Genomic DNA, 21,997 nt, shown 5'->3' with positions numbered 1-21,997 from the left:
TCCCCTCGAAACCGCGCCTGCGTGATTGACCCCGGGCCTGCCGTGCCCTCTCTTCCGCGGCTCCGCCCGGGCGGCCCGCGACCCAGTTCTGTCGACTTACAGGAGATCCGACACGTGACGAAAACCCTCGGAATCATCGGCTCCGGCGCGATCGGCGGCATTGTGGCCCGCCATGCCGTGGACGCCGGCCTGAATGTGGTCCTGAGCAACTCCCGGGGCCCCGAGACCCTCACCGGCCTGGTCGCCGAACTCGGCCCCCGTGCCCGCGCGGCCACTCCGTCCGAGGCCGCCGAGGCCGGTGACCTGGTCGTGGTCGCCATCCCGCTGGTCGCCTACGACACGCTTCCCACCGCCGCCCTGGCGGGAAAGACCGTGGTCGACACGATGAACTACTACCCCGAGCGCGACGGCCGGATCGGCGAGCTGGACTCCGCTGAACTGACCTCCAGCGCCCTGGTGCAGCGGTATCTGGCCGACTCCCGTGTGGTCAAGGCGGGCAACAACATCGCCTTCCGCTGCCTGCTCACCCTGGCCCGCCCCTCCGGTGCACCCGATCGCAGTGCGCTGCCCATCGCCGGTGACCACCCGGAGGCCAAGGCCGAGGTGACCGAGTTGCTGGACACTCTCGGCTTCGACGCGGTGGACATCGGCACCCTCGCCGAGAGCTGGCGCAGCGAACCCAACACCCCGGTCTACGTGTTTCCGTACTTCCCGGGTTCGCCCCCGCTGGGCACCGGTCAGGAAGAGGTCATGCGCTGGGTCGGTGAGACGTCCGGAGCCCCGCTGCCCGCACACCGGGTGAAGGAACTGACCGGCAGCGCCGTCCGGAGCGCGGTGGGCGGCCGTTTCTCCTACTAGCCCGGCGTCGACACCCCTGCACTCCCTGCACTCCCTGCACTCCTCATCTCGCCTTCGACAAGGGCGAGTTGATCACCCCACCCCCCAAGGAATGTCACATGTCCGAGAACAAGGTCATCGCGGTCGTCGGCGCGACGGGCGCGCAGGGCGGCAGCCTCGTCGAGGCCATCCTGGAGCACCCCGAGAGCGGCCTGACGGTCCGCGCTCTGACCCGTGACCCCGACTCCGAGAAGGCGAAGGCCCTCGCGTCGCGCGGCGTCGAGGTGGTTCGCGCCGACGCCGACGACCCGGCCTGCCTGGAGGCGGCGTTCGCCGGTGCCCACGGCGCGTTCCTGGTGACCGACTTCTACGACCACGGCGACGCCGCCCGCGAGACCGCGCAGGCCAAGACCATGGCGGACGCCGTCAAGAAGGCCGGCGTGCGGCACGTGATCTGGTCGACCCTGGAGGACACCCGCGAGGTGATCGCCGACGGCGACCCGCGCTTCGTCAAGCTCGACGGTGGCCGTTACCTCCCGCACTTCGACTCCAAGGGTGAGGCGGACGGCTACTTCCGTGAGCTGGGCGTCCCCACCACCTTCATGCTCACCTGCTTCTACTGGGAGAACCTGCTCGGCCCCATGTTCCTGCGCCGTGCCGAGGACGGTGCGCTCGTGGTGACCATCGCCGTCGGTGACGCCCTGCTGCCCAGCCTGTCGGTGAAGAACATCGGCCGCTCCGCGTTCGGCATCTTCACCCACCCCGAGTTCATCGGCCGCACCGTCGGTGTCGCCAACGAGCACCTCACCGGTGCGGGCATGGCTGACACCCTGGCCCGGGTCCTGGGGCAGGAGGTTCGCTACGAGCCGTACACCATCGACGAGCTGCACGCCCTCGACCTGCCCGCTTCCGCGGCCGACAACCTCGCCAACATGCTCCAGTACTGGCGGTCGTTCAACGCCGAGTACGTCGGCGCCCGCGACCTGGATGTGGTGCGCGTCCTGAACCCCGAGGTCGAGACCTTCGAGCAGTGGGCGACCGAGCACAAGGACCAGCTCAAGGCCCTCTGACAGTGACCCTGTGACGAAAACTCTCGGAATCATCGGCGCCGGCATGATCGGCGGCACATTGGCCCGCCTCGCCGCCGACGCCGGTGACCTGGTCGTGGTCGCCGTACCGCTGGTCGCCTGCGACAAGCTGCCCGTCGCCGCCCTTGCGGGCAAGACCGTGATCGACACGACGAACCACTACCCCGACCGCGACGGCCGCATCGCGGAGCTGGACTCCGACGCGCTGACCTCCAGCGCCCTGCCCGTCGCCGGCGACGACCCGACCGCGAAGACCGAGGTGGCCGAACTGCTGGACACCCTCGGCTACGACACGGTCGACACCGGCACCCTCGCCGACAGCTGGCGCAGCGAACCCAACACCCCTGTCTCCACACAGCCTCGCCACTCGAACAGGAGCTCATCGCATGCCCGTCATCGCCATCATCGGAGCAGGCCCCGGCATGGGGCTGTCCATCGCCCGCCGTTTCGCATCCGAGGGCTTTCATGTCGCCCTCGTCTCCCGGACCAAGGAGAAGGTCGAGGCCCTGGCCGCGCAGCTCGTGGCGGACGGAGTCGAGGCCGCCGCCTTCGTCGCCGACGTGATGAGGCCGGACACCGTGCGCTCCGCACTGGCCGCCGCGGCCGACCGCTTCGGTCCCGTCGACGTGCTGGAGTACTCGCCCGCCGACCGGGGCCTCGCCGGTGTCGCTGCCGCCGACGCGACCGCCGAGGACCTCCAGCCGCAGATCGACCACTACCTCTACGGCGCCGTCGCCGCCGTGAGCCAGGTACTCCCGAGCATGCTGGAGCGCGGCACCGGCACCCTTCTGTTCTCCACAGGCGGCTCCTCGGTACAGAACCGGGGAGGCATGTTCGGCAGCATCGGCATCGCCGCCGCCTCGCTGCGCAACTACGCGATGACCCTGAACGTCGAGCTCGCGGACCGCGGCATCCACGCCGCCCATGTGGCGATCAGCGTCTTCATCGGCAGTGCCCCCGGCACCGAGGCCGACACCATCGCCGAGCACTACTGGACCGCCCACAGCAAGCGCGACAAGCCCGAGATCATCCACGCCTTGCCCGGCACCACGCAGTGAGCCCCACCGGCGGAAGAAAAGAGACAGAAGACATGGCAAAAGGCATCCAAACAGGCGACACGGCACCGGACTTCACGCTGCCGTCGCAATCCGGCGCACCGGTCCGGCTGTACGACCGGCTCGGCGACGGGGCGGTCGTCCTGTACTTCTACCCCAAGGACGAAAGCCGCGGCTGTACGGCCGAGGCGTGCGCTTTCCGGGACAGCCACGAGGTGTTCACCGACGCCGGGGCCGAGGTCATCGGAGTCAGTTCCGACTCGGTGGACAAGCACGCGGCCTTCGCCGCCAAGTACAACCTGCCCTTCCTCCTGCTGAGCGACGAGGACGGGCAGGTACGCAAGGACTACGGCGTACCCAGCGTGCTGGGCCTCATCCCGGGCCGCGTCACCTACGTCATCGACCGCCAGGGGAAGGTCCGGCACGTCTTCAACTCGCTGATCAACACGGACCGGCACGTGGGCGACGCGCTCGACGTGGTCCGCACCGTCCAGACCGAGAAATCGGCCTGACGCCTTCACGCCGGACGGACCGCTGTGCCGCAGGAGCTGGTGGCCGACCCCTGATTCGACACTTCAGACAGGAACATGACCATGCCGAACGGCACGATGAGAGCTGCCCAGATCGCCCGCTCCGGTGGGCCGGAGGTGCTGCAGATCCGCGATGTCCCCGTGCCGACTCCGGCGCGCGGACAGGTACTTGTGAAGGTGCACGCGTCCGGCGTCAATCCCATCGACACCCAGATGCGACGGCTCCGGCTGGGCTCGTTCCCCCGCGGGACCGGCGTGGACTACGCGGGAGAGGTGGTCGAGCTCGGCCCGGGCGTCGACGGTCTGGAACCCGGGCAGCGGGTCTGGGGCTTCCTGGGCATCCGTATGCGCAAGACCGGTGCCGTCGCCGAGTACCTCGTCGCGAGACCGGAGCAGATGGCGGCCGCGCCCGCCGGCATCGACTTCGTCTCGGCGGCGGCCCTGCCTGCCGTAGGCCTCACCGCTCTGCAGGTCCTGCGGGACGGCCTGCGGCTGCGGAGCGGCCAGCGGCTTCTGGTGGTCGGGGCGAGCGGTGGAGTCGGCAGCACGGCCGTCCAGCTCGGCAAGGCCATGGGCGCGAAGGTCACGGCCGTCGCGAGTGCCCGCAATGCCGACTTCTGCCGTGAACTCGGGGCCGACGAGGTCCTCGACTACGACTCGATCAGGCCTGGCGCCCTGGCGGGGGAGTTCGACGCACTCGTGGACTGCCACGGAGGCTCCGCGCGCCGGTACCACCGGATGGTGGGCAAGGGTGGCCGCGCCGTCACCATGACCATGAAGGGGCTGCCGTTCGCCCTCCTCTCGGTGCTGCTTCCCGGCCCCCGGATGCGTTTCATGTCCGAGAAGATGAGCCGCGACGACATGGAAACCCTGACCGGCTACGTGGACCGCGGCGAACTGCGCCCGATCGTCGAGCAGGTCTACCCGCTCAGCGCTGTCCAGGACGCCCACCGCGCGGTCGAGACCGGCCACGCCCGAGGCAAGCGCGTGGTCGACGCCACTCGGTGAGCCGGCCCTGCTCGCATGTCGAGGACATCCGTGCCCTCCCCTGGGGAGCGATGTGCCCCGTCCTCTCTGCGGACGGGGCACATCAGCGGTTCCCTCCCACCGCGGGACGGTGGGAGGGAACCCGCGTCGCTCAGAGTGCCGTGAAGGTCCACAGCAGGTTGGTGCTGCTGCCGTACGCCCATTGCTTGGCCACGGACCCCGAGGCGACGTTGCCGCCGCCGTCCAGGACCAGGCCGGTGGTGCGGTTGGCGACCGAGTAGCGGCCGTCGCCCCGGTGGGTGATGGTCCACTGCTGGTTGGTACTGCCGTTCCAGGTCGCCTGCCGGGCGGCGGAGCCGTTGGCCGTGGCACCCCAGCCGTCGGCGACCATGCCGTTGGCGCGGTTGACCAGCCTGTAGTAGCCGCCGCCGACCTCCACCGCCTGCCACTGGAGGTTGGAACTGCCGTCCCACGTCAACTGCTTCAGGTTGGACCCCGATGCGACGTCGCCGCCGCTGTCCAGGGCCAGGCCGTCGGTGACGTTGGTGAGCCGGAGGTACGTCGACGGGTTGAACTGCACCTTCAGCGAGGTGATCGCGTCGTTGTTGCCGGTCACCCGCAGGTCGGGGTTGTCGGCGGTGAAGGTCCAGGAGGTGCCGGTGAAGTTGTCACCGGAGTAGCCGATCACCCGGTGGCCGGGGGCCAGCCGGAGGGAGGAGAGGACGTCCGTACCCAGTCCTGCCGCCGTCAGCTCGTCCGCGGTGTAGTCGCCGAGGGCGAGCACGCCGACTCGGCCCGAGTAGTTGACGTCGCTGAAGGCGACGGCACCGGACAGCGGCCGCAGGCCCGGGATGGTGCCGGAGAAGGTGAGCTTCACGACATAGGCGCCCGCGGTGTAGGGCGCCGAGGACGGCAGGGTGACCGTCAGGCCGGAGGCGCTCTGGGTGGGAGTGGGCAGGTCGATGTAGGTGCCGGCGGTGGTGCCGAGGAGCTTCACCGAGGTCAGCGACGAGAGGTTGATCCGGTCCGAGTTCAGGGTCTTGATCGTCAGTGAGCTGCCGGGCCAGCCCAGGACGGTGGCGTACAGGACCTTGTTCGCCTTGTTGCGGGTGAAGCGGATGTCCTGCGCGGTACCGGCGTGCGGGGTGGTGAAGGCGCCGCCGCCCATCTTCGTCGGCCCCTCGCCGTACGTGGTCCACGCGCGGGTCGAGTACACCGACTCACCGAAGCGCTTCAGGTGGTCGCCGATGCCGAGCAGGATGTTCTTCTGCGTCTGCGGGATGGTGCCGTCGGCCATCGGCGCGATGTTCAGCAGCACGTTGCCGTTCTTGCTGACCCGGTCCAGGAACGAGTGCAGCATCTGCTGGGTGCTGTAGTAGCCGATGCCCTGGGTGTAGCACCAGCTGTTGCTGGAGACGCTGTCGTCGGTCAGCCAGTAAGGGGCGGTGAGGTCGGACGGGCCGCCGCGCTCGTAGTCGAAGACCTCGCCCTTGCCGTTCATGCCGTCCTTGTAGGTGGCGACGACCTCTTTGCCCCAGCTGTTGGCCTGGTTGTAGTAGTACGACAGGAAGTTCAGGCGCTGTTGTTCGTCGACGGCGTCCAGCTTGAAGTCCTGCCACAGGATGTCGGGCCGGGAGCGGTCGATGACCTCCTTGAGCTTGTCGTACCAGAGCTGGTTCTCCTCCACCCTGCTCAGCTGCGCGTAGAGCTTCTTCAGGCTCGGGTCGGTCTGGGCGGGCACCCGCTCGTAGAAGCCGTTGTAGTTGTACGCGTGGTGCATGGCCACCAGCAGCTTGAGGCCCTTGGCGCGGATGGCCGTGGTGAACAGCTCCAGCAGGTTGAGCTTCGGGCCCTTGTCGACCGAGTTCCACTCGTTGACCTGGCTGTCCCACATGGAGAAGCCGTCGTGGTGCTCGGCGACCGGGCCGGCGAACCTGGCGCCGGCGTCCACGAAGAGCTGCACCCACTCGTCGGGATCGAAGTTCCCCCCGGCCGACTTCAGCTTCGGCGCGAACTTGACGGTGTTGCCCGCCAGGTCCTGTGCTCCGTCGATGAAGTTGTGGAACGGCCACTGCGCCGGCTGCCCGTAGGTCGCGACGTGGTGCTTGTTGGCGTTGCTGCCGCTTGCGTACATGTTGCGCGGGTACCACTCGTTGTCGTACGCCGGAACGCTGAAGGCACCCCAGTGGAAGTAGATGCCGAACTTGGCGTCCTGGAACCACTCCGGGGCCGGCGGGTGCTGGTCGACCGAGTTCCAGTCGGGTGTGTAGGTGCTCGGGGCCGCCTGCGCGAGGCCGGCACCGAAGACGCCGCCCGCCACGGTGGCCGCTGCGACGCAGGTGGCGCCGGCCAGGAACTGGCGTCTGTTGATCGAACTCGACATGGGACATCCCTGGTACGGAGGAGAGACAGGGGCCGGCGCAGCACTCAGGGAGTCTGGGGCGCCGGGTGTTACGGACGAAGTTCGACCATGTGTCCCCGGCGTGTCAACAGTCGTGCAGGGATGAAAAGCGGTAACCGGCAAGGCGATTTGCCATGTCTGTCATGGTTTCGACCTGTTTCGCACCTTCAAAACATGGCATGTCTCGCCGACCGCATGCGGCTGGATCACGTCACAGACTGGCCACGATTGATGGGATGCATTTACCTCGGCCCTGAAATCTCAGATCGTAGGTAAGTCAACTAGCTGGGGTTATGTGGTGAGGCAGTCGAGAGGCTGGACAGAACCCCGACTGGGCATCTATACATACATCCCATCTCTCCGAGGCGATGGCAGACAGTTGTCGCCTACCTGAAACATCTCCCGCTACGGGACCAGCGTGAGGACCTACCGATGAGAGTCAGAACCACCCTCTGTTCCGCCGCTGCCGCGCTCTCCGCACTGGCTCTGCTCACCGCCTGCGGCGGCTCCGGCAGCACCACCGCGACGAGCGACGGCACGGCCCTGGTCGGCGTGGACTACCCCCGTTCCGACACCGACTTCTGGAACTCGTACATCAAGTACTCGCCGGAGTACGCCAAGGAGCTCGGCCTCTCGCTCAAGACCACGAACTCGCAGAACGACGTCGCCAAGCTGACCGCCAACGCGCAGACGTTCATCAGCCAGGGCGTGAAGGGCCTCGCCATGGCCCCGCAGGACACCGCCGCCATCGCGCCCACCCTGGCGCAGCTGGAGGCGAAGAAGATCCCGGTCGTCACCGTCGACACCCGCCCCGACAGCGGCAAGGTCTACATGGTCGTGCGCGCCGACAACCGCGCGTACGGCGAGAAGGCGTGCCAGTACCTCGGCGCCCAGCTCGACGGCAAGGGCAAGGTCGTCATGCTGCAGGGCGGCCTGGACTCCATCAACGGCCGTGACCGCACCGAGGCGTTCAACGAGTGCATGAAGAAGAACTTCCCGGACATCACGGTGTTCGGTGAGGCCACCAACTGGGACGGCGCGGTGGCCGCGCAGAAGCTCCAGACGCGTCTGACCCAGCACCCGGACATCAAGGGCGTCTACATGCAGTCCAGCTTCGCCCTGTCCGGCACGCTCCAGGTCCTGAAGCAGAAGGGTCTGCTGGTGGACCCGAAGGACAAGAAGCATGTGTTCGTCGTCTCCAACGACGGCATCCCCGAGGAGCTGAAGGACATCGCCGCCGGGCAGATCGACGCCACCGTCTCTCAGCCGGCCGACCTCTACGCCAAGTACGCCCTGTACTACCTCAAGGCCGCGATCGACGGGAAGACGTTCAAGCCCGGCAAGACCGACCACGACAGCACCATCGTCCAGGTCCGCGAAGGGCTGCTGGAGGACCAGCTCTCCGCCCCGCTGGTCACCGCCGACGGCGGCACCTACGGCGGAGTGCCGAGCCTGAAGAGCACCGACACGTCCCTGTGGGGCAACAACCTCAACTGATGGTCTGTCAGATATTTCGAAGGCACTCGCACACAAGGCGGTTGAGATGAGCGACGGGGAGCGAACAGTCACCCCCGCGCCCGCCCCGGCGGACGACGGACGGGCCCCTGCCGGCCCGCCCGTCGTCGAGGCGACGGGCATAGTCAAACGATTCGGACCGACGGTGGCCCTGAACGGGGCCCGGATCACCATCAGGCCCGGCGAGACCCACGCGCTCGTCGGCCGCAACGGAGCCGGCAAGTCGACTCTGGTGTCCGTCCTCACCGGACTTCAGGCCCCGGACGAGGGAACGGTCACCTTCGGCGGCGCCCCGGCCCCCCGGATCACGGACCGCGACGCCTGGCGCCGCAACGTGGCCTGCGTCTACCAGAAGTCGACGATCATCCCCACCCTGACCGTGGCCGAGAACCTCTTCCTGAACCGGCACGGCCACGGCCGCGGCAGGCTGATCAGCTGGCAGGGCGTACGCCGGCGGGCCGCGGACCTGCTGTCCACCTGGTCCGTGGACGTCGACCCGCAGACCCCGGCGGGTGAACTCGACGTCGAACAACGGCAGTTCGTCGAGATCGCCCGCGCGCTGTCCTTCGGGGCGCGGTTCATCATCCTCGACGAACCCACCGCCCAGCTCGACGGCGCGGCGATCACCCGGCTCTTCGACCGGATCCGCGATCTGCAACGCCAGGGCGTGACCTTCCTGTTCATCAGCCACCATCTCCAAGAGGTCTACGAGATCTGCGACATGGTGACGGTGTTCCGGGACGCCCGGCACATCCTGACCGCGCCTGTCACCGAGCTGCCCCGGACCGAACTCGTCGGTGCCATGACCGGCGAGGCGGCGGCAGGTCTGCGCCAGGAGCGGACGAGTTCCCTGGACGCCGCCGCGACGCCGGCACTGAGCGTCAGCGACCTGCGCGGCGACGCCTACGACGGCGTCACCTTCCAGGTGGGCGCCGGGGAGATCGTCGGACTCGCGGGGGCGGCCGGCAGCGGTCGTACGGAGGTCGCCGAGACCGTCGTAGGACTGCGGGCCGCCGACGCGGGAGAGGTCGCGGTCGCCGGGCGGCGGCCCCGCCCGGGCAGCGTGCCGGCCGCCCTGGCCGCCGGCGCCGGGTTCGTCCCCCAGGACCGGCACCACCAGGGCTTCGTACCCGACATGTCGATCGCGGACAACGCGACCCTGTCGGTGCCTCACCGGCTCGGGCAGAACGGGTTCCTCAGCAAGCGGAGCCGGGACCGGCTCGCCGAGGGCATGATCGAGAACCTGGCGATCAAGACACCCGGCCCCGAACTGCCCGTCTCCGCGCTGTCCGGGGGCAACCAGCAGAAGGTCGTCATGGCCCGGGCCCTCGCCGACGACCCGAAGCTGCTGGTGCTGATCAACCCGACCGCGGGCGTGGACGTGCGCTCCAAGGAGTTCCTCCTCGGCAAGGTCGAGGAGACCGCGGACACCGGCACCGGGGTGCTCATCGCCTCCGACGAGCTCGACGACCTGCGCATGTGTGACCGGGTCCTGGTGATGTTCCAGGGCCGAGTGACCTCAGAGATCGCCCGCGGCTGGCACGACCACGACCTCGTGGCCGCGATGGAAGGAGTGGACCTTCATGCCTGAAACCGTCCTCGCGGACACCCCCGCCCCCAAGGCCAAGGAGCCCGAGGCCAGGCGGACCGCGCTCTTCGGCGGCCGGATACCGGTGGCCCGGCTGCGCGACCTCGCCCTCGTCCCCGCGATCATCGTCATCGCGATCGTCGGCCAGATCGTCAACCCCGTCTTCCTCCAGGCCGACAACCTCGTCAACGTCCTGCAGACGATGTCCGAGATCGCCCTGCTGGTCCTCGCCCAGGCCATGGTCCTGATCGTCAAGAAGATGGACCTGTCGCTCGAATCCACCATGGGCCTCGCGCCCGGCGTCGCGGCCTGGCTGGTCGTACCCACCGGTGCCGGACACGGCCTCGGGCTCCTCCCCGGTGCCTGGGCGATCCCGGTCACCCTGGCCGTGGGCGCGCTGGTCGGCGTCATCAACGCCCTGCTGATCATCCGCTTCGGCCTGAACGGCTTCATCGTCACCCTCGGCATGCTGATCGTCCTGCGCGGTGTCCTCACCGGCATCTCCGGCGGCCAGACCTTCTTCCAGCTGCCGGAGTCGATGCTCTACCTGGGCACCGCCGAATGGTTCGGGATGCCCGCCTCCATCTGGCTCTGCCTCACCCTGTTCGCCGTTGCCATCGTCGTCCTCGGCTGGACCAGCTTCGGCCGCTCGCTCTACGCCATCGGCGGCAACGTCGACGCCGCGAAGGCGGCCGGTATCCGCACCGACCGGGTGCTGTGGATCGTCATCGTCACCGGCAGCGTGCTCGCCGCCCTCGCCGGACTGCTGCTGTCCGGACGGCTGGCCTCGGTCGCCTCCGCGCAGGGCAACGGCTACATCTTCACCGTCTTCGCCGCCGCCGTCATCGGCGGGATCAGCCTCAACGGCGGCAAGGGCACCATGTTCGGCGCCTTCAGCGGCATCCTGCTGCTCTTCATGATCCAGAACGTGCTCACGCTCGCCGGTGTCCCGGCCCAGTGGATCGGCGCCCTCAACGGCCTGATCATCCTCGTCGCACTGATGATCTCGCGCATCACGGGCGGCAAGGTCCAGGAGTGACCTCCGTGCGGCCGGCACGGAACCACGCGTGACCACCCGGCCGCCGGACCTCCTCCGTCGTTCCCCATCTCGTCGCAGGGGCCGTTCGCCCCTGCTCTCCCAGGAGCTGCCATGTCCTCCGTTGTGTCCCCTCCGTCGGCGTCCGCCCGCATCATCGCCCTGGACGTCCTCGACGTACGGTTCCCCACGTCCGAGCACCTGGACGGTTCGGACGCGATGAACCCCGAGCCCGACTACTCGGCCGCCTACGTCGTCCTGCGCACCGACGCGGGCGACGGTCTTGAGGGCCACGCCCTGGCCTTCACCACCGGCCGCGGCAACGACGTGCAGGCCGCCGCCATCGCGGCCCTCGCCCCGCACGTGGTGGGCCTGTCCGTCGACGAGGTCTGCGGCGATCTCGGCGCGTTCTCCCGCTCCCTGGTCCACGACCCCCAACTGCGCTGGCTGGGACCGGAGAAGGGCGCCATCCACATGGCGACCGGCGCCGTCGTCAACGCCGCCTGGGACCTGGCCGCCAAGCGGGCCGACAAGCCCGTCTGGCGCTTCCTGGGTGAGATGTCGCCCGAGGAGCTGGTCGCCCAGGTCGACTTCCGCTGGCTGTCCGACGCCCTCACCCCCGAGGAGGCGCTGGAGATCCTCAAGCGTGCCGAACCCGGCCGTGAGGAGCGCATCGCCCGGCTGCTGGAGCACGGCTATCCCGCCTACACCACCACCCCCGGCTGGCTCGGCTACTCCGACGAGAAGCTCGCCCGGCTCGCCCGGGAGGCCGTCGCGGACGGCTTCACCCAGATCAAGCTGAAGGTCGGCGCGGACCTGGACGACGACGTACGGCGCATGCGCACGGCCCGTGAGACCGTCGGACCGGACATCCGCATCGCCGTGGACGCCAACCAGAGATGGGACGTCCAGCCCGCGATCGACTGGATGCGGGCGCTGGCCCCCTACGACCCGTACTGGATCGAGGAGCCCACCTCCCCCGATGACATCCTCGGCCATGCCGCCGTCCGCGAGGCCGTGCTCCCGATCAAGGTCGCCACCGGTGAGCACATAGCCAACCGTGTCGTGTTCAAGCAGCTCCTGCAGGCCGGGGCGGTGGACATCGTGCAGATCGACTCCGCCCGGGTCGGCGGGGTCAACGAGAACCTCGCGATCCTGCTGCTCGCCGCGAAGTACGGCGTCCCGGTGTGCCCGCACGCCGGCGGTGTCGGCCTGTGCGAGATGGTGCAGCACCTGTCGATGTTCGACTATGTCGCCGTCTCCGCCACCACCGAGGACCGGGTCATCGAGTACGTCGACCACCTGCACGAGCACTTCGTCGACCCGGTGCGCATGGCCGGCGGCCACTACCTCGCGCCCACCCTGCCCGGACTGAGCGCGCAGATGCACCCCGAGTCCCTCAAGGAGTACACGTACCCCGACGGCCCCGTCTGGTCCGCCCGTGCCTGAGGTGCTCCCCCTGGTCGACTCGCACCACCACGTGTGGAACCTCGACCACCGCCCCCAGCCCTGGCTGGACGAGCCGGGTCACGAGTCGATCCGCCGGACCTACGGCGTCGACGACCTGCGACGGGACGCGACCCGGCCGATCGCCGGACGGTGGCTGACGTCCACCGTGCTCGTCCAGTGCGTGACCTCCGTCTCCGAGACCGAGGAGCTGCTGGCCCTCGCCGGCCAGGACCCACTGATCGGCGCCGTCGTCGGCTGGGCGGACCTCACCTCGCCCGCGATCGGCGACGTACTCGACGCGCTGCTCGCCGGGCCCGGCGGCGGACACCTGCGGGCCCTACGACACATCGTGCAGGGCGAGTCCGACCCGGCGTGGCTGCAACATCCGGCCGTCGAGCGGGGGTTGCGGGCCGTGCGGGACAGAGGTCTCGGCTACGACGTACTCATCCGCGCCCACCAGTTCCCGCAGGCGATCCGCCTCGCCCAGCGCTTCCCGGAGCTGCCCCTGGTCCTTGACCACGCGGGCAAGCCTCCTGTCGGCCGCCACGGGCTGTCCGGCTGGGAGCGGAAGATCCGCGTTCTGGCCGGCAGCCCCCACGTGCGGTGCAAGGTCTCCGGGCTGATCACGGAAGCCGACCACCGCGGATGGACGATCGACGACATCCGCCCGGTGTGGGACGCCCTGCTCTCCGCCTTCGGTGCCGACCGGCTGATGTTCGGCTCGGACTGGCCGGTCTGCGTTCTCGCGGGCGGCTGGAACCGGTGGGCCGCCACCGTCGAGGAGCTCCTGGCCGGCTGCTCCGCCGCCGAGACCGATGCGGTCCTCGCCGGCACCGCCACCGATTTCTACCGTCTGAAGGAGGAGACGTCGTGCTCCTGACCCGCCTGCTGCACCCCGGGATCCTGGAAGCGCTGGCCGGTGCCGGCCACGGGGCGCGGGTGCTGCTCGCCGACGGCCACTACCCCGCGAGCACCGCCACCGGTGCACGCGCCCGGACCGTCCATTTCAATCTGGCTCCCGGACTGCTCGACGTCACCACCGTGCTCGACGTCCTGCTGAGCGCCCTGCCCGTCGAGTCGGCCCAGGTGATGGTGCCCCCTGAGGGCGAACCGGAGCCGCCCGACATCGCCGAGTACCGCTCGATGCTGGCGCCCGCCCCGCTCGGCACGCTCGGCCGCTTCGAGTTCTACGACGCCGCCCGTTCCCCCGACCTGGCGCTGGCGATCGTCACCGCCGACACCCGTACCTACGCCAACCTGCTGCTCACCATCGGCGTCCGCGCTGAAGGGACCCTGACATGACGCTTGCCGTGCGCTACACCGCCGCGCGCTCCCTGGACACCGCCACCTCCGAGAACCCGCCTCCCGGGCCCGGGGAGGTGGAGCTGGCCCCCGCCTACGTCGGGATCTGCGGCACCGACCTGCACATCTTCCACGGCGACATGGACGCCCGGGTCGCCACGCCCGCCGTGCTCGGGCACGAGATGTCCGGCCGTGTCGTCCGCGTCGGACCGGACGTGACCGGCTGGGCACCCGGTGACGCGGTCACCGTCATGCCGCTGCGCTGGGACGACACCTGCCCCGCCTGCCGGGCCGGTCACCAGCACATCTGCCAGCACCTGGACTTCATCGGCATCGACTCCCCGGGCGCGATGCAGCAGCGCTGGACCGTGCCCGCCGCCACGCTCGTCCGGCTGCCCGACTCCCTCCCCCTGGACCGGGCCGCGCTCGTCGAGCCGACCGCGGTCGCCGTGCACGACGTGGGCCGGGCCGGGGTGCGCGAGGGCGAGAAGGTCGTCGTGGTCGGCGGCGGCCCGGTCGGCCTCCTGATCGCGCTGGTCGCCCGGGCCGCCGGCGCCGAGGTCCGCGTCGCGGAACTCAGCGCCCATCGGCGCGCGCTCGCCGAGGAGTTGGGGCTCACCACCTGGAACCCCGCCGCGGACGACGTGACCGAGCTGGTCGGCGAGTGGACCGAGGACGCGGGCGCCGACGTCGCCTTCGAGGTGTCCGGCGCGGCCGGCGGGGTGGACACGGCGGTCGAGGTGCTGGGTGTGCGAGGCCGGCTGTGCCTCGTGGCCATCCACCCCCGGCCCCGCGAGATCAACCTGCACCGCTTCTTCTGGCGCGAACTCACCCTTGTCGGCGCCCGGTTGTACGACCGCTCCGACTTCGAGAACGCCGTCGCCCTGGTCGCCGACGGCACGATCCCGGCCGAGCGGCTCATCAGCAAGGTCGTACCTCTCACGCAGGCGCCGGCCGCCTTCGAGGCCCTGGAGGGCGGCGGCGACGTGATGAAGATCCTCGTGGACTGCACCGACGACGCGCAGGGAGCCGCCGTATGAACGCCTTCGACCTCACCGGAAAGCTGGCCGTCGTCACCGGCGCCCGGCGCGGCATCGGCCGGGCCATGGCCCGCGCGCTCGCCCAGGCCGGCGCCGACGTCATCGGCGTCAGCGCTTCGCTGGAGGAGTCCGGCAGCGACGTCGAGAAGGACGTCGTCGCCGCGGGCCGTACGTTCGAGGCGATCCGCACCGACTTCGCCGACCCCGATGCCGTACAGGCCCTGGGCGCGGACCTCGCCGGACGCGAGCGGCCGGTGGACATCCTGGTCAACAACGCGGGCACCATCCGCCGCGCCCCGGCCGCCGAACATGCCGACACCGACTGGGACTTGGTGCTCCAGGTCAACCTCAACGCGCAGTTCGCCCTCTCCCGCGCGGTCGGTGCGGCGATGGTGGCCCGCGGCCAAGGGAAGATCATCTTCACGGCGTCGCTGCTCAGTTTCCAGGGCGGCATCACCGTCCCCGGCTACACCGCCGCCAAGCACGGTATCGCCGGCCTGACCAAGGCCCTGGCCAACGAATGGGCCGCGCGGGGCGTCAACGTCAACGCCATCGCCCCGGGCTACATCGCCACCGACAACACCCAGGCCCTCCAGGACGATCCCGTACGCAGCAAGGCCATCCTGGACCGCATCCCGGCCGGACGCTGGGGCAGCGCCGACGACCTGGGAGGCGCCACCGTGTTCCTCGCCTCGGACGCCGCCTCCTACCTCCACGGCGTCATCCTGCCCGTCGACGGCGGATGGCTCGGCCGATGACCGCCGACCTCGCCCCCGTCCTGGCCGGCGCCCGCGTCATGCCGGTACTGACCGTGCCGGACGCCGGTACGGCCGCCCGGCTGGCCGACGCGCTCGCCTCGGGCGGCGCCGGGTGCGCCGAAGTCACTTTCCGCACCCGGGACGCCGAGCAGGTGGTCAAGGCGATGGCGGCGCACGGCGGACTCACGGTCGGCGCCGGCACCGTCCTCACCGCCGAGCAGGCGGAGCGGGCCGTGGCGGCCGGTGCCCGCTTCGTGGTCTCCCCCGGCTTCAGCGAGGAAGTCGTCGCGAAGTGCCGGGAGTTGGACGTGCCGGTGGTGCCGGGCGTCGCCACCGCCACCGAGCTGATGTGTGCCCTGCGGGCGGGCCTCGACACCGTCAAGCTCTTCCCCGCCGAAGCCCTCGGCGGCCTGCGGACGCTGCGGGCGCTCGCCGCGCCGTTCCCACAGGCGCGCTTCGTGCCGACCGGCGGGATCGGCGCCGGCCTGCTGGCCGGCTATCTCGCCGAGCCGGCGGTCCTCGCCGTCGGCGGCAGCTGGATGGCGACCGCCGCGCACCTGGAACGGGGCGACTACGAGGAGATCCGCCGGCTCACCGCCGAGGCCGTCGGAAGGAACCTGTCGTGACCGACGTGGTGGCCCTCGGCGAGGTCATGCTGCGGTTCGACCCGGGCGAGGGCCGCATCCGTACCGCCCGCACCTTCCAGGTCTGGGAGGGCGGCGGCGAGTACAACGTCGTACGCGGACTGCGGCGCTGCTTCGGCCTGCGCACGGCCATCGTGACCGCGCTCGCCGACAACGCGGTGGGCCGGCTGGTCGAGGACCTGATCCTCCAGGGCGGAGTCGACACCTCGCTGATCCGCTGGGTGCCGGACGACGGCATCGGCCGCACCGCCCGCAACGGCCTCAACTTCGTCGAGCGCGGCTACGGCATACGCGGCGCGCTCGGCGTCAGCGACCGCGCGCACACGGCCGTCTCCCAGCTGGCCAAGGGGGACATCGACTGGGACGCGATCTTCGCCGCCGGTCCCCGCTGGTTCCACACCGGCGGCATCTTCGCCGGCCTGTCGGACACCACCGTGGACGTCGCGGACGAGGCGATGGCGGCGGCCCGCCGCCACGGCGTCACGGTCTCCTACGACCCGAACTACCGCCCCAGTCTGTGGGCGGGCCGAGGGGGCGCCGACCGGGCCCGCGAGGTCGATCTGCGGCTCGCCCGGCACGCCGACGTGGTGGTGGGTGCCTTGGGCCTGGCCGGCCCGCGCCCGGGTGCCGTGCGGGTCCTCGCCGACGAGGTGGCGGACGTGCTCGCCGAGGTCGCGAGTCTCGTACCGACGGCCGGCGTGCTGGCGACGACCCTGCGCGAAGTGCCCTCGGCGGGCGTCAACGACTGGGCGTCGGCCGCCTGGTCTCCGGGGACCGGCCTGGTCGCCGGCCCCCGGATGCCCGGCCTGCACGTCCTGGACCGCATCGGCTCCGGCGACGGCTTCGCCGCCGGTCTCATCCACGGTCTGCTGACCGGTGCGGACGCCTGGCCGGGGCCGCCGACCGCCGCCGGCTTGGAGCGGGCCCTCGCCTACGGCACCGCGCACGGTGCCCTCACCATGACCACCCCCGGGGACGTCTCCATGGCCTCGCTCGCCGAGGTCGAGGCGCTCCTGGCCGACGGTTCGGCCGCCGTCAGACGCTGATCCACCCCTGAACGGCCCGCATCACCCGCCCCCCGTAGTCACCAGGAGCGCAGTTGAGACATCGGACCATCGGACGCCGGAAGATCGCGAACACCCCTGTGGAGCTGACCGAACTCGGCTTCGGGGCCTCCGTCATCGGCAACCTGTACCGCGTCACCCCCGTCGAGGACGCGACCGCGGCGATCGAAGCCGCCTGGGACGCGGGTGTCCGTTACTTCGACACGGCCCCGCACTACGGCCTCGGCCTGTCCGAGATGCGGCTGGGCGGCGCCCTGCGTCGGCGGCCCCGTGCCGAGTACGTCGTCTCCTCCAAGGTCGGCCGGCTGCTCGTCCCCAACGAGCACCCACGGGGCGTCGACAGCGAGGGCTTCGTCGTACGGGACGACCTGCGCCGCCAGTGGGACTTCAGCCGGGACGGCGTCCTGCGGTCCATCGAGGCCACGCTGGCCAGGACGGGCCTCGACCGGCTGGACATGGTCTACCTGCACGACCCCGACGACCATTGGCGGCAGGCCGCCGAGGAGGCCATGCCCGCACTGGCGGATCTTCGCGACCAGGGCGTGATCGGCGCGATCGGCACCGGCATGAACCAGTCGGTCATGCTCGCCCGCTTCCTGCGCGAGACCGCCGCCGACGTGGTGATGCTCGCCGGCCGCTACACCCTCCTCGACCAGTCGGCCCTGGACGACGTCCTGCCCGCCGCCGAGGAACTCGGCAAGAGCGTGGTGGCCGTCGGCGTTTTCAACTCGGGACTGCTCTCCCGCGACCGGCCCGCCGAGGGCATGAAGTACGACTACCAGGATGCCCCGCCGGCTCTGGTCGCCCGCGCCCTGGCGATCGCGGAGATCTGCGCGGCCCACGGGACGACGCTGCCCGCGGCAGCGATCGCCTTCCCGCACACTCATCCCACTATCATCAATGTCACCCTCGGTATGCGGACTGCGGAACAGGTCGAACGGAACGTGGAACTCCACCACCAGCACATCCCCGAAGGCCTCTGGGACGATCTCCGGGCCCAAGGACTGATCAGGTCGGACGTGCCCGGCGCGGACGGCACGGGGAGGAGTTCGCATTGTCTCTGACGGACAAGGCCATCGATCAGATCCGTGAGCTGATCCGCACCGGCGCGCTGCCGCCGGGATCGAAGCTCCCCCCGGAGCCGGACCTGGCGGCTCAGCTGGGTCTGTCCCGCAACCTCGCGCGCGAAGCGGTCAAGGCGCTGGCCGTCGCCCGGGTCCTGGAGGTCCGCCGGGGCGACGGCACATACGTCACGAGCCTGCAGCCGAGCCTGCTCCTGGAGGGACTCGGCGGCGCGGTGGAACTGCTGCAGGGAGACTCGGTCGCCCTGCAGGACCTCATGGAGGTACGGCGGCTCCTCGAACCGATGGCCACGGCACTTGCCGCCACCCGCATCTCCGACACCCAACTGGCCGAGGTGAAGCGGCACTTGGACGCCATGCGCGAGGCCCGCGACGACGTCGAACAGCTCAACCTCCACGACGTCGCCTTCCACCGCGCCGTCGTCTCGGCCACCGGCAACGAGACCCTCCTCACCCTCCTGGAGGGCATCTCCGGCCACACCCTGCGGGCCCGCATCTGGCGCGGCCTGGTCGACACCCAGGTCGCAGGCCGGACCCTCGCCGAGCACGAGGCGATCTTCAATGCCCTGTCCAACCGTGACGCCGCCCTCAGCCAGGCCGCCGCACTGCTGCACGTGACCAGCACCGAACAATGGCTCAGGCAGCACCTGCGCTCTGGCAACGCCCTCAATTTAGGGGCCACAACGCCGGAGTGAAGGGCGACGCGGTCAGCGCGGCCCCTTCGGGAGACACCCGCTGGCCCGGTGCCGGCACGCACCGCCCGGGACCAGGGGCCGACTGATGAATGCCGTGGGGGGCGCCTTCCAGGGCCACCAAGTTGGCCAGGCCCAGGACGGCTCCCTTGGCGGCGGCGTAGTTGGCCTGCTCGGGGTTGCCGAGGATGCCGGCGGCGGAGGACGTGAAGACGATCCGGCCGTAGCCCTTGTCGCGCATCACGGCGAAGGCGGGCTGGGTGACGTAGAAGGCGCCCTTGACGTGGACGGCGAGCAGCGCCTCGATCGACTCGGGGGTGAGTTCGGTGAAGGGGGCGTTGCGGATGTCGCCCGCGTTGTTGATCAGGATGTCCACGGTCCCGAAGGCGTCGAGCGCGGTCTGCACGATGGCCTTGCCGCCCTCGGGGTGGCGACCGAGTCGTAGTTCGCGACGGCTTCGCCCCCCGCGCCGACGATGACAACAACGTGGCGGCCGTTCTCCCCGCTGGTCGTGGCGCGTTCCTCCGCGTCGTCCGTGCCGATGGTGATGGCGCGCACAGGGCGGCCCGGCGCAGCGCCGCGGTCATCAGCTCGTCCTTGTTCGACCATCGGCGGTACATCGTCTTGGTGCTGGCCTTGGCCCGCTCGCACACCGCGGCGCTCCTGGTCGGCTGTCTGAGCCGGGAACGTCAGGGCGGCGACCCGGAAACCCGGCGGCGCCTGATCGACGTGGTGTGCACCGGCCCGCGAGCCGAACCGAACACACCGGTCGGCGTCGGCCGGGGGCTTCCCGGGTGAGCAGGTCCTTCGATGGTTTGTTCTACTTCTGCGGCGGCACGGCGGGCATGCCCAGGAACGGCAGCTTCAGCGCGCCGAACGCCCACTCCGGGACGGCGGGGCTCTTCGGCTCGACGGGCCGAAGCCGCTCGTACGCGGCTCCCTGTGCCGGCCGCGGGTCCGCCTCGCCCTTGTTGGGCCAGTACGACATCGCGCGCTCGGCCTGGGCCGTGATGGTGAGGGACGGGTTCACGCCCAGGTTCGCGGAGACGGCGGCGCCGTCCACGACCGAGATGCCCGGATGGCCGTACAGCCGGTGGTACGGGTCGATGACCCCGCTCTCGCGGGAGTCGCCGATGGGGCAGCCGCCGAGGAAGTGCGCGGTGAGCGGTGTGCCCATCAGCTCGCCGACATTGCTGCCGGCGAAGCCGTTGATCTCGGCGGCGAGCGCGGTGGCCGCCTCCGAAGCGGCCCTGATCTGCTTGGGGTTGGGGGCGCCGTGGCCCTGCCGGGCGGTGAGCAGGCCCTTGCCGACGCCGGCCGGTTTCAGGTACGTCGTCAGGGAGTTGTCCAGTGACTGCATCACCAGGCCGATGATGGTCCGTTCCGACCAGCGCCGGTTGGACAGCGAGCGCAGCACCAGGAGGGGGTGGCGGGCCGCGTTCGCCAGCCAGCCGAGGACGCGGGAGGAGCCTTCCGCGTACGGGACCTGGAGGATCGACAGGCCGCCCATCGCGTTCGACCCCTTGCCGTAGCGGACCGGCTCGATGTGCGTGTTCTCGTCCGGGTGGACGGAGGACGTGATCGCGACGCCCCGGGTGAAGTCGGCCTTCGGGGTGCCGTGCGCCTTGCGGTAGCGGCGGTTGTCGCTCTGGGCGCCGACCAGTGCTTCGGAGTTGGTGCGGGTGAGGTCGCCCAGGCGGTCGGAGAGGTACGGCAGCCGGCCGTCGGCCTTCATACGGTGCAGGAGGGTCTGGGTGCCGTAGGTGCCGGCGGCGATGACGACCCGGCGGGCCCTGAAGATCCGCCCCTTGGCCTTGCTGCGGTCGTCGGTGGGCAGGGTGGCGATCGCGTAGCCGCCCTGCGAGTCGTCGGTGACGGAGACGACGGTGGTCATGGGGTGGACGATCGCGCCCGCCTGCTCGGCGAGGTGGAGGTAGTTCTCGTTGAGGGTGTTCTTGGCGCCGTGGCGGCAGCCGGTCATGCATTCGCCGCACTCGGTGCAGGCGTTGCGGGCGGGGCCCGCGCCGCCGAAGTAGGGGTCGGCGACCCGGTCGCCGGGGGCGGCCTTGGCCTTGCCGTCGGCGTCCTCGCCGTCACCGAAGAAGACGCCGACCGGGGCGAGGTGGAAGCTGTCGCCGACGCCCATCCGTTCGGCGGCGGCCTTCAGGTGCACGTCCGAGGGCGTCATCGTCGGGTTGAGCCGGACGCCGAGCATACGGCGGGCCTGGTCGTAGTACGGCTTCAGCTCCTCCTGCCAGTCGGTGATGTCACGCCACTGGGGGTCGTCGAAAAAGGGCTTCGGCGGGATGTACAAGGTGTTGGCGTAGTTGAGCGAGCCGCCGCCGACGCCCGCTCCGGCCAGCACCATCACGTTGCCGAGGAGGTGGATGCGCTGGATGCCGTAGCAGCCGAGCTGCGGGGCCCAGAGGTAGTTCTTCAGGTCCCAGGAGTTCTTGGGGAGGGTGTCGCGGGTGAAGCGGCGGCCGGCTTCCAGGACGCCGACCTTGTAACCCTTCTCGGTGAGGCGCAGGGCGGTGACGCTGCCGCCGAAGCCGGAGCCGACGACGATGACGTCGTAGTCATAGGTGTCCTGGGACATGTGCTCTCCTCGTTGAGAACCGAAGTGTTCCTACTTGAAGCGCAGAGCCTTCATCAGCTGAAGGCTGCGGGTCATGAATGCGGCGTACTTCTCGTCGTCCATGCCGAGGGACGGGGCCATGGGCAGCAGGCGCTGCTGGGCGACCGTCTGTGCCTCGGTGTACTTGAGGATGCCCTCGGAGCCGTGGCGGCGGCCGAGGCCGGAGTCCTTCATGCCGCCCATGGGGGACTGGACCGAGCCGTAGGCGGAGGCGTAGCCCTCGTTGACGTTGACCGTGCCGGCGCGGACGCGGGAGGCGACCTCGCGGCCGCGGCGGCCGTCCTTGGTCCA

The 21,997-nt window shown here is 70.2% G+C and carries 23 protein-coding genes; 18 read left to right on the top strand and 5 right to left on the bottom strand.

What is annotated here, in order from left to right; all coding sequences use genetic code 11:
* Positions 1 to 114 precede the first annotated feature (114 nt).
* Positions 115 to 858 carry an NADPH-dependent F420 reductase gene (locus ACZ7MG_RS30480; RefSeq protein WP_471387008.1) on the top strand — a complete coding sequence of 248 codons (744 nt, stop codon included), beginning with the start codon at positions 115 to 117 and terminating at the stop codon, positions 856 to 858.
* Positions 859 to 956: 98 nt separating this feature from the next.
* The gene (locus ACZ7MG_RS30475) at positions 957 to 1,907 is read left to right on the top strand and encodes an NmrA/HSCARG family protein (RefSeq protein ID WP_471387011.1); all 951 of its coding nucleotides are present in this window, start codon (positions 957 to 959) and stop codon (positions 1,905 to 1,907) included.
* Here the strand turns inward: ACZ7MG_RS30475 and ACZ7MG_RS30470 are convergent.
* Positions 1,894 to 2,292 carry a hypothetical protein gene (locus ACZ7MG_RS30470; protein ID WP_471387014.1) on the bottom strand — a complete coding sequence of 133 codons (399 nt, stop codon included), beginning with the start codon at positions 2,290 to 2,292 and terminating at the stop codon, positions 1,894 to 1,896. The two genes, ACZ7MG_RS30475 and ACZ7MG_RS30470, sit on opposite strands and share 14 nt — an antisense overlap.
* 19 nt (positions 2,293 to 2,311) lie before the next feature.
* Here ACZ7MG_RS30470 and ACZ7MG_RS30465 point away from each other — a divergent pair, with 19 nt between their 5' ends.
* The 3 genes from ACZ7MG_RS30465 to ACZ7MG_RS30455 all read left to right on the top strand — a co-directional run bounded on the left by ACZ7MG_RS30465 (position 2,312) and on the right by ACZ7MG_RS30455 (position 4,518).
* The gene (locus ACZ7MG_RS30465; RefSeq protein ID WP_471387017.1) at positions 2,312 to 2,983 is read left to right on the top strand and encodes an SDR family NAD(P)-dependent oxidoreductase; all 672 of its coding nucleotides are present in this window, start codon (positions 2,312 to 2,314) and stop codon (positions 2,981 to 2,983) included.
* 32 nt (positions 2,984 to 3,015) lie between these two features.
* Complete coding sequence (locus ACZ7MG_RS30460; protein WP_471387020.1) at positions 3,016 to 3,492, top strand: peroxiredoxin; 477 nt, start codon at positions 3,016 to 3,018, stop codon at positions 3,490 to 3,492.
* Positions 3,493 to 3,573: 81 nt separating this feature from the next.
* On the top strand, positions 3,574 to 4,518 hold the full coding sequence (locus ACZ7MG_RS30455) for an NAD(P)-dependent alcohol dehydrogenase (protein WP_471387023.1): 945 nt from the start codon (positions 3,574 to 3,576) through the stop codon (positions 4,516 to 4,518).
* Positions 4,519 to 4,648: 130 nt separating this feature from the next.
* Here the strand turns inward: ACZ7MG_RS30455 and ACZ7MG_RS30450 are convergent, their stop codons facing one another.
* Positions 4,649 to 6,880 carry an alpha-L-fucosidase gene (locus tag ACZ7MG_RS30450; RefSeq protein ID WP_471387025.1) on the bottom strand — a complete coding sequence of 744 codons (2,232 nt, stop codon included), beginning with the start codon at positions 6,878 to 6,880 and terminating at the stop codon, positions 4,649 to 4,651.
* Between the two features lie 450 nt (positions 6,881 to 7,330).
* Here ACZ7MG_RS30450 and ACZ7MG_RS30445 point away from each other — a divergent pair, with 450 nt between their 5' ends.
* The 12 genes from ACZ7MG_RS30445 (at position 7,331) to ACZ7MG_RS30390 (ending at position 19,071) form a co-directional block, all read left to right on the top strand.
* The gene (locus ACZ7MG_RS30445) at positions 7,331 to 8,395 is read left to right on the top strand and encodes a sugar ABC transporter substrate-binding protein (RefSeq protein ID WP_471387028.1); all 1,065 of its coding nucleotides are present in this window, start codon (positions 7,331 to 7,333) and stop codon (positions 8,393 to 8,395) included.
* A 46-nt stretch (positions 8,396 to 8,441) separates the two neighbouring features.
* The gene (locus ACZ7MG_RS30440; protein ID WP_471387031.1) at positions 8,442 to 10,004 is read left to right on the top strand and encodes a sugar ABC transporter ATP-binding protein; all 1,563 of its coding nucleotides are present in this window, start codon (positions 8,442 to 8,444) and stop codon (positions 10,002 to 10,004) included.
* A complete protein-coding gene (locus tag ACZ7MG_RS30435) occupies positions 9,997 to 11,040 on the top strand; it encodes an ABC transporter permease (RefSeq protein WP_471387034.1) in 1,044 nt (347 codons plus the stop codon). Before ACZ7MG_RS30440 ends, ACZ7MG_RS30435 begins: the two co-directional genes overlap by 8 nt.
* Positions 11,041 to 11,151: 111 nt before the next feature.
* Positions 11,152 to 12,486, top strand: coding sequence for an L-fuconate dehydratase (locus tag ACZ7MG_RS30430; protein WP_471387036.1), 1,335 nt, complete (start codon positions 11,152 to 11,154; stop codon positions 12,484 to 12,486).
* The gene (locus tag ACZ7MG_RS30425) at positions 12,479 to 13,366 is read left to right on the top strand and encodes an amidohydrolase family protein (protein ID WP_471387039.1); all 888 of its coding nucleotides are present in this window, start codon (positions 12,479 to 12,481) and stop codon (positions 13,364 to 13,366) included. Before ACZ7MG_RS30430 ends, ACZ7MG_RS30425 begins: the two co-directional genes overlap by 8 nt.
* Positions 13,357 to 13,788 (top strand): RbsD/FucU domain-containing protein, encoded by a 432-nt coding sequence (locus ACZ7MG_RS30420; RefSeq protein WP_471387042.1) that lies wholly within the window; start codon positions 13,357 to 13,359, stop codon positions 13,786 to 13,788. The genes ACZ7MG_RS30425 and ACZ7MG_RS30420 overlap by 10 nt, the downstream gene beginning before the upstream one ends.
* Positions 13,785 to 14,828 carry a zinc-dependent alcohol dehydrogenase gene (locus tag ACZ7MG_RS30415; protein ID WP_471387045.1) on the top strand — a complete coding sequence of 348 codons (1,044 nt, stop codon included), beginning with the start codon at positions 13,785 to 13,787 and terminating at the stop codon, positions 14,826 to 14,828. The genes ACZ7MG_RS30420 and ACZ7MG_RS30415 overlap by 4 nt, the downstream gene beginning before the upstream one ends.
* On the top strand, positions 14,825 to 15,586 hold the full coding sequence (locus ACZ7MG_RS30410; protein ID WP_471387047.1) for an SDR family oxidoreductase: 762 nt from the start codon (positions 14,825 to 14,827) through the stop codon (positions 15,584 to 15,586). The genes ACZ7MG_RS30415 and ACZ7MG_RS30410 overlap by 4 nt, the downstream gene beginning before the upstream one ends.
* Complete coding sequence (eda, locus tag ACZ7MG_RS30405) at positions 15,583 to 16,212, top strand: bifunctional 4-hydroxy-2-oxoglutarate aldolase/2-dehydro-3-deoxy-phosphogluconate aldolase (RefSeq protein WP_471387050.1); 630 nt, start codon at positions 15,583 to 15,585, stop codon at positions 16,210 to 16,212. Before ACZ7MG_RS30410 ends, eda begins: the two co-directional genes overlap by 4 nt.
* Entirely contained in the window at positions 16,209 to 17,276 is a 1,068-nt protein-coding gene (locus ACZ7MG_RS30400) for a PfkB family carbohydrate kinase (protein WP_471387052.1), read from the top strand. Before eda ends, ACZ7MG_RS30400 begins: the two co-directional genes overlap by 4 nt.
* A 68-nt stretch (positions 17,277 to 17,344) precedes the next feature.
* Positions 17,345 to 18,358 (top strand): aldo/keto reductase, encoded by a 1,014-nt coding sequence (locus tag ACZ7MG_RS30395; RefSeq protein ID WP_471387397.1) that lies wholly within the window; start codon positions 17,345 to 17,347, stop codon positions 18,356 to 18,358.
* Entirely contained in the window at positions 18,349 to 19,071 is a 723-nt protein-coding gene (locus ACZ7MG_RS30390; RefSeq protein ID WP_471387055.1) for a FadR/GntR family transcriptional regulator, read from the top strand. Before ACZ7MG_RS30395 ends, ACZ7MG_RS30390 begins: the two co-directional genes overlap by 10 nt.
* Here the strand turns inward: ACZ7MG_RS30390 and ACZ7MG_RS30385 are convergent.
* Positions 19,043 to 19,474 carry an SDR family NAD(P)-dependent oxidoreductase gene (locus tag ACZ7MG_RS30385; RefSeq protein WP_471387057.1) on the bottom strand — a complete coding sequence of 144 codons (432 nt, stop codon included), beginning with the start codon at positions 19,472 to 19,474 and terminating at the stop codon, positions 19,043 to 19,045. The two genes, ACZ7MG_RS30390 and ACZ7MG_RS30385, sit on opposite strands and share 29 nt — an antisense overlap.
* Positions 19,475 to 19,554: 80 nt before the next feature.
* Here ACZ7MG_RS30385 and ACZ7MG_RS30380 point away from each other — a divergent pair, with 80 nt between their 5' ends.
* Positions 19,555 to 19,866, top strand: a complete 312-nt coding sequence (locus ACZ7MG_RS30380) for a hypothetical protein (protein WP_471387060.1) — start codon at positions 19,555 to 19,557, stop codon at positions 19,864 to 19,866.
* 22 nt (positions 19,867 to 19,888) lie between these two features.
* On the opposite strand, the gene ACZ7MG_RS30375 is transcribed toward ACZ7MG_RS30380, so the two are convergent.
* Positions 19,889 to 21,667: a GMC family oxidoreductase N-terminal domain-containing protein gene (locus tag ACZ7MG_RS30375; RefSeq protein WP_471387062.1), complete on the bottom strand. Its 1,779-nt coding sequence runs from the start codon at positions 21,665 to 21,667 to the stop codon at positions 19,889 to 19,891.
* A 30-nt stretch (positions 21,668 to 21,697) separates the two neighbouring features.
* Positions 21,698 to 21,997 (bottom strand): aldehyde dehydrogenase family protein (locus ACZ7MG_RS30370; RefSeq protein ID WP_471946240.1); only part of this gene is annotated, 300 nt, incomplete at its 5' end.

The sequence above is a fragment of the Streptomyces sp. NPDC107538 genome, from assembly GCF_055657445.1.
Note: the sequence above shows the minus strand (reverse complement) of the source record. Positions and strands in the feature narration are given on the sequence as shown.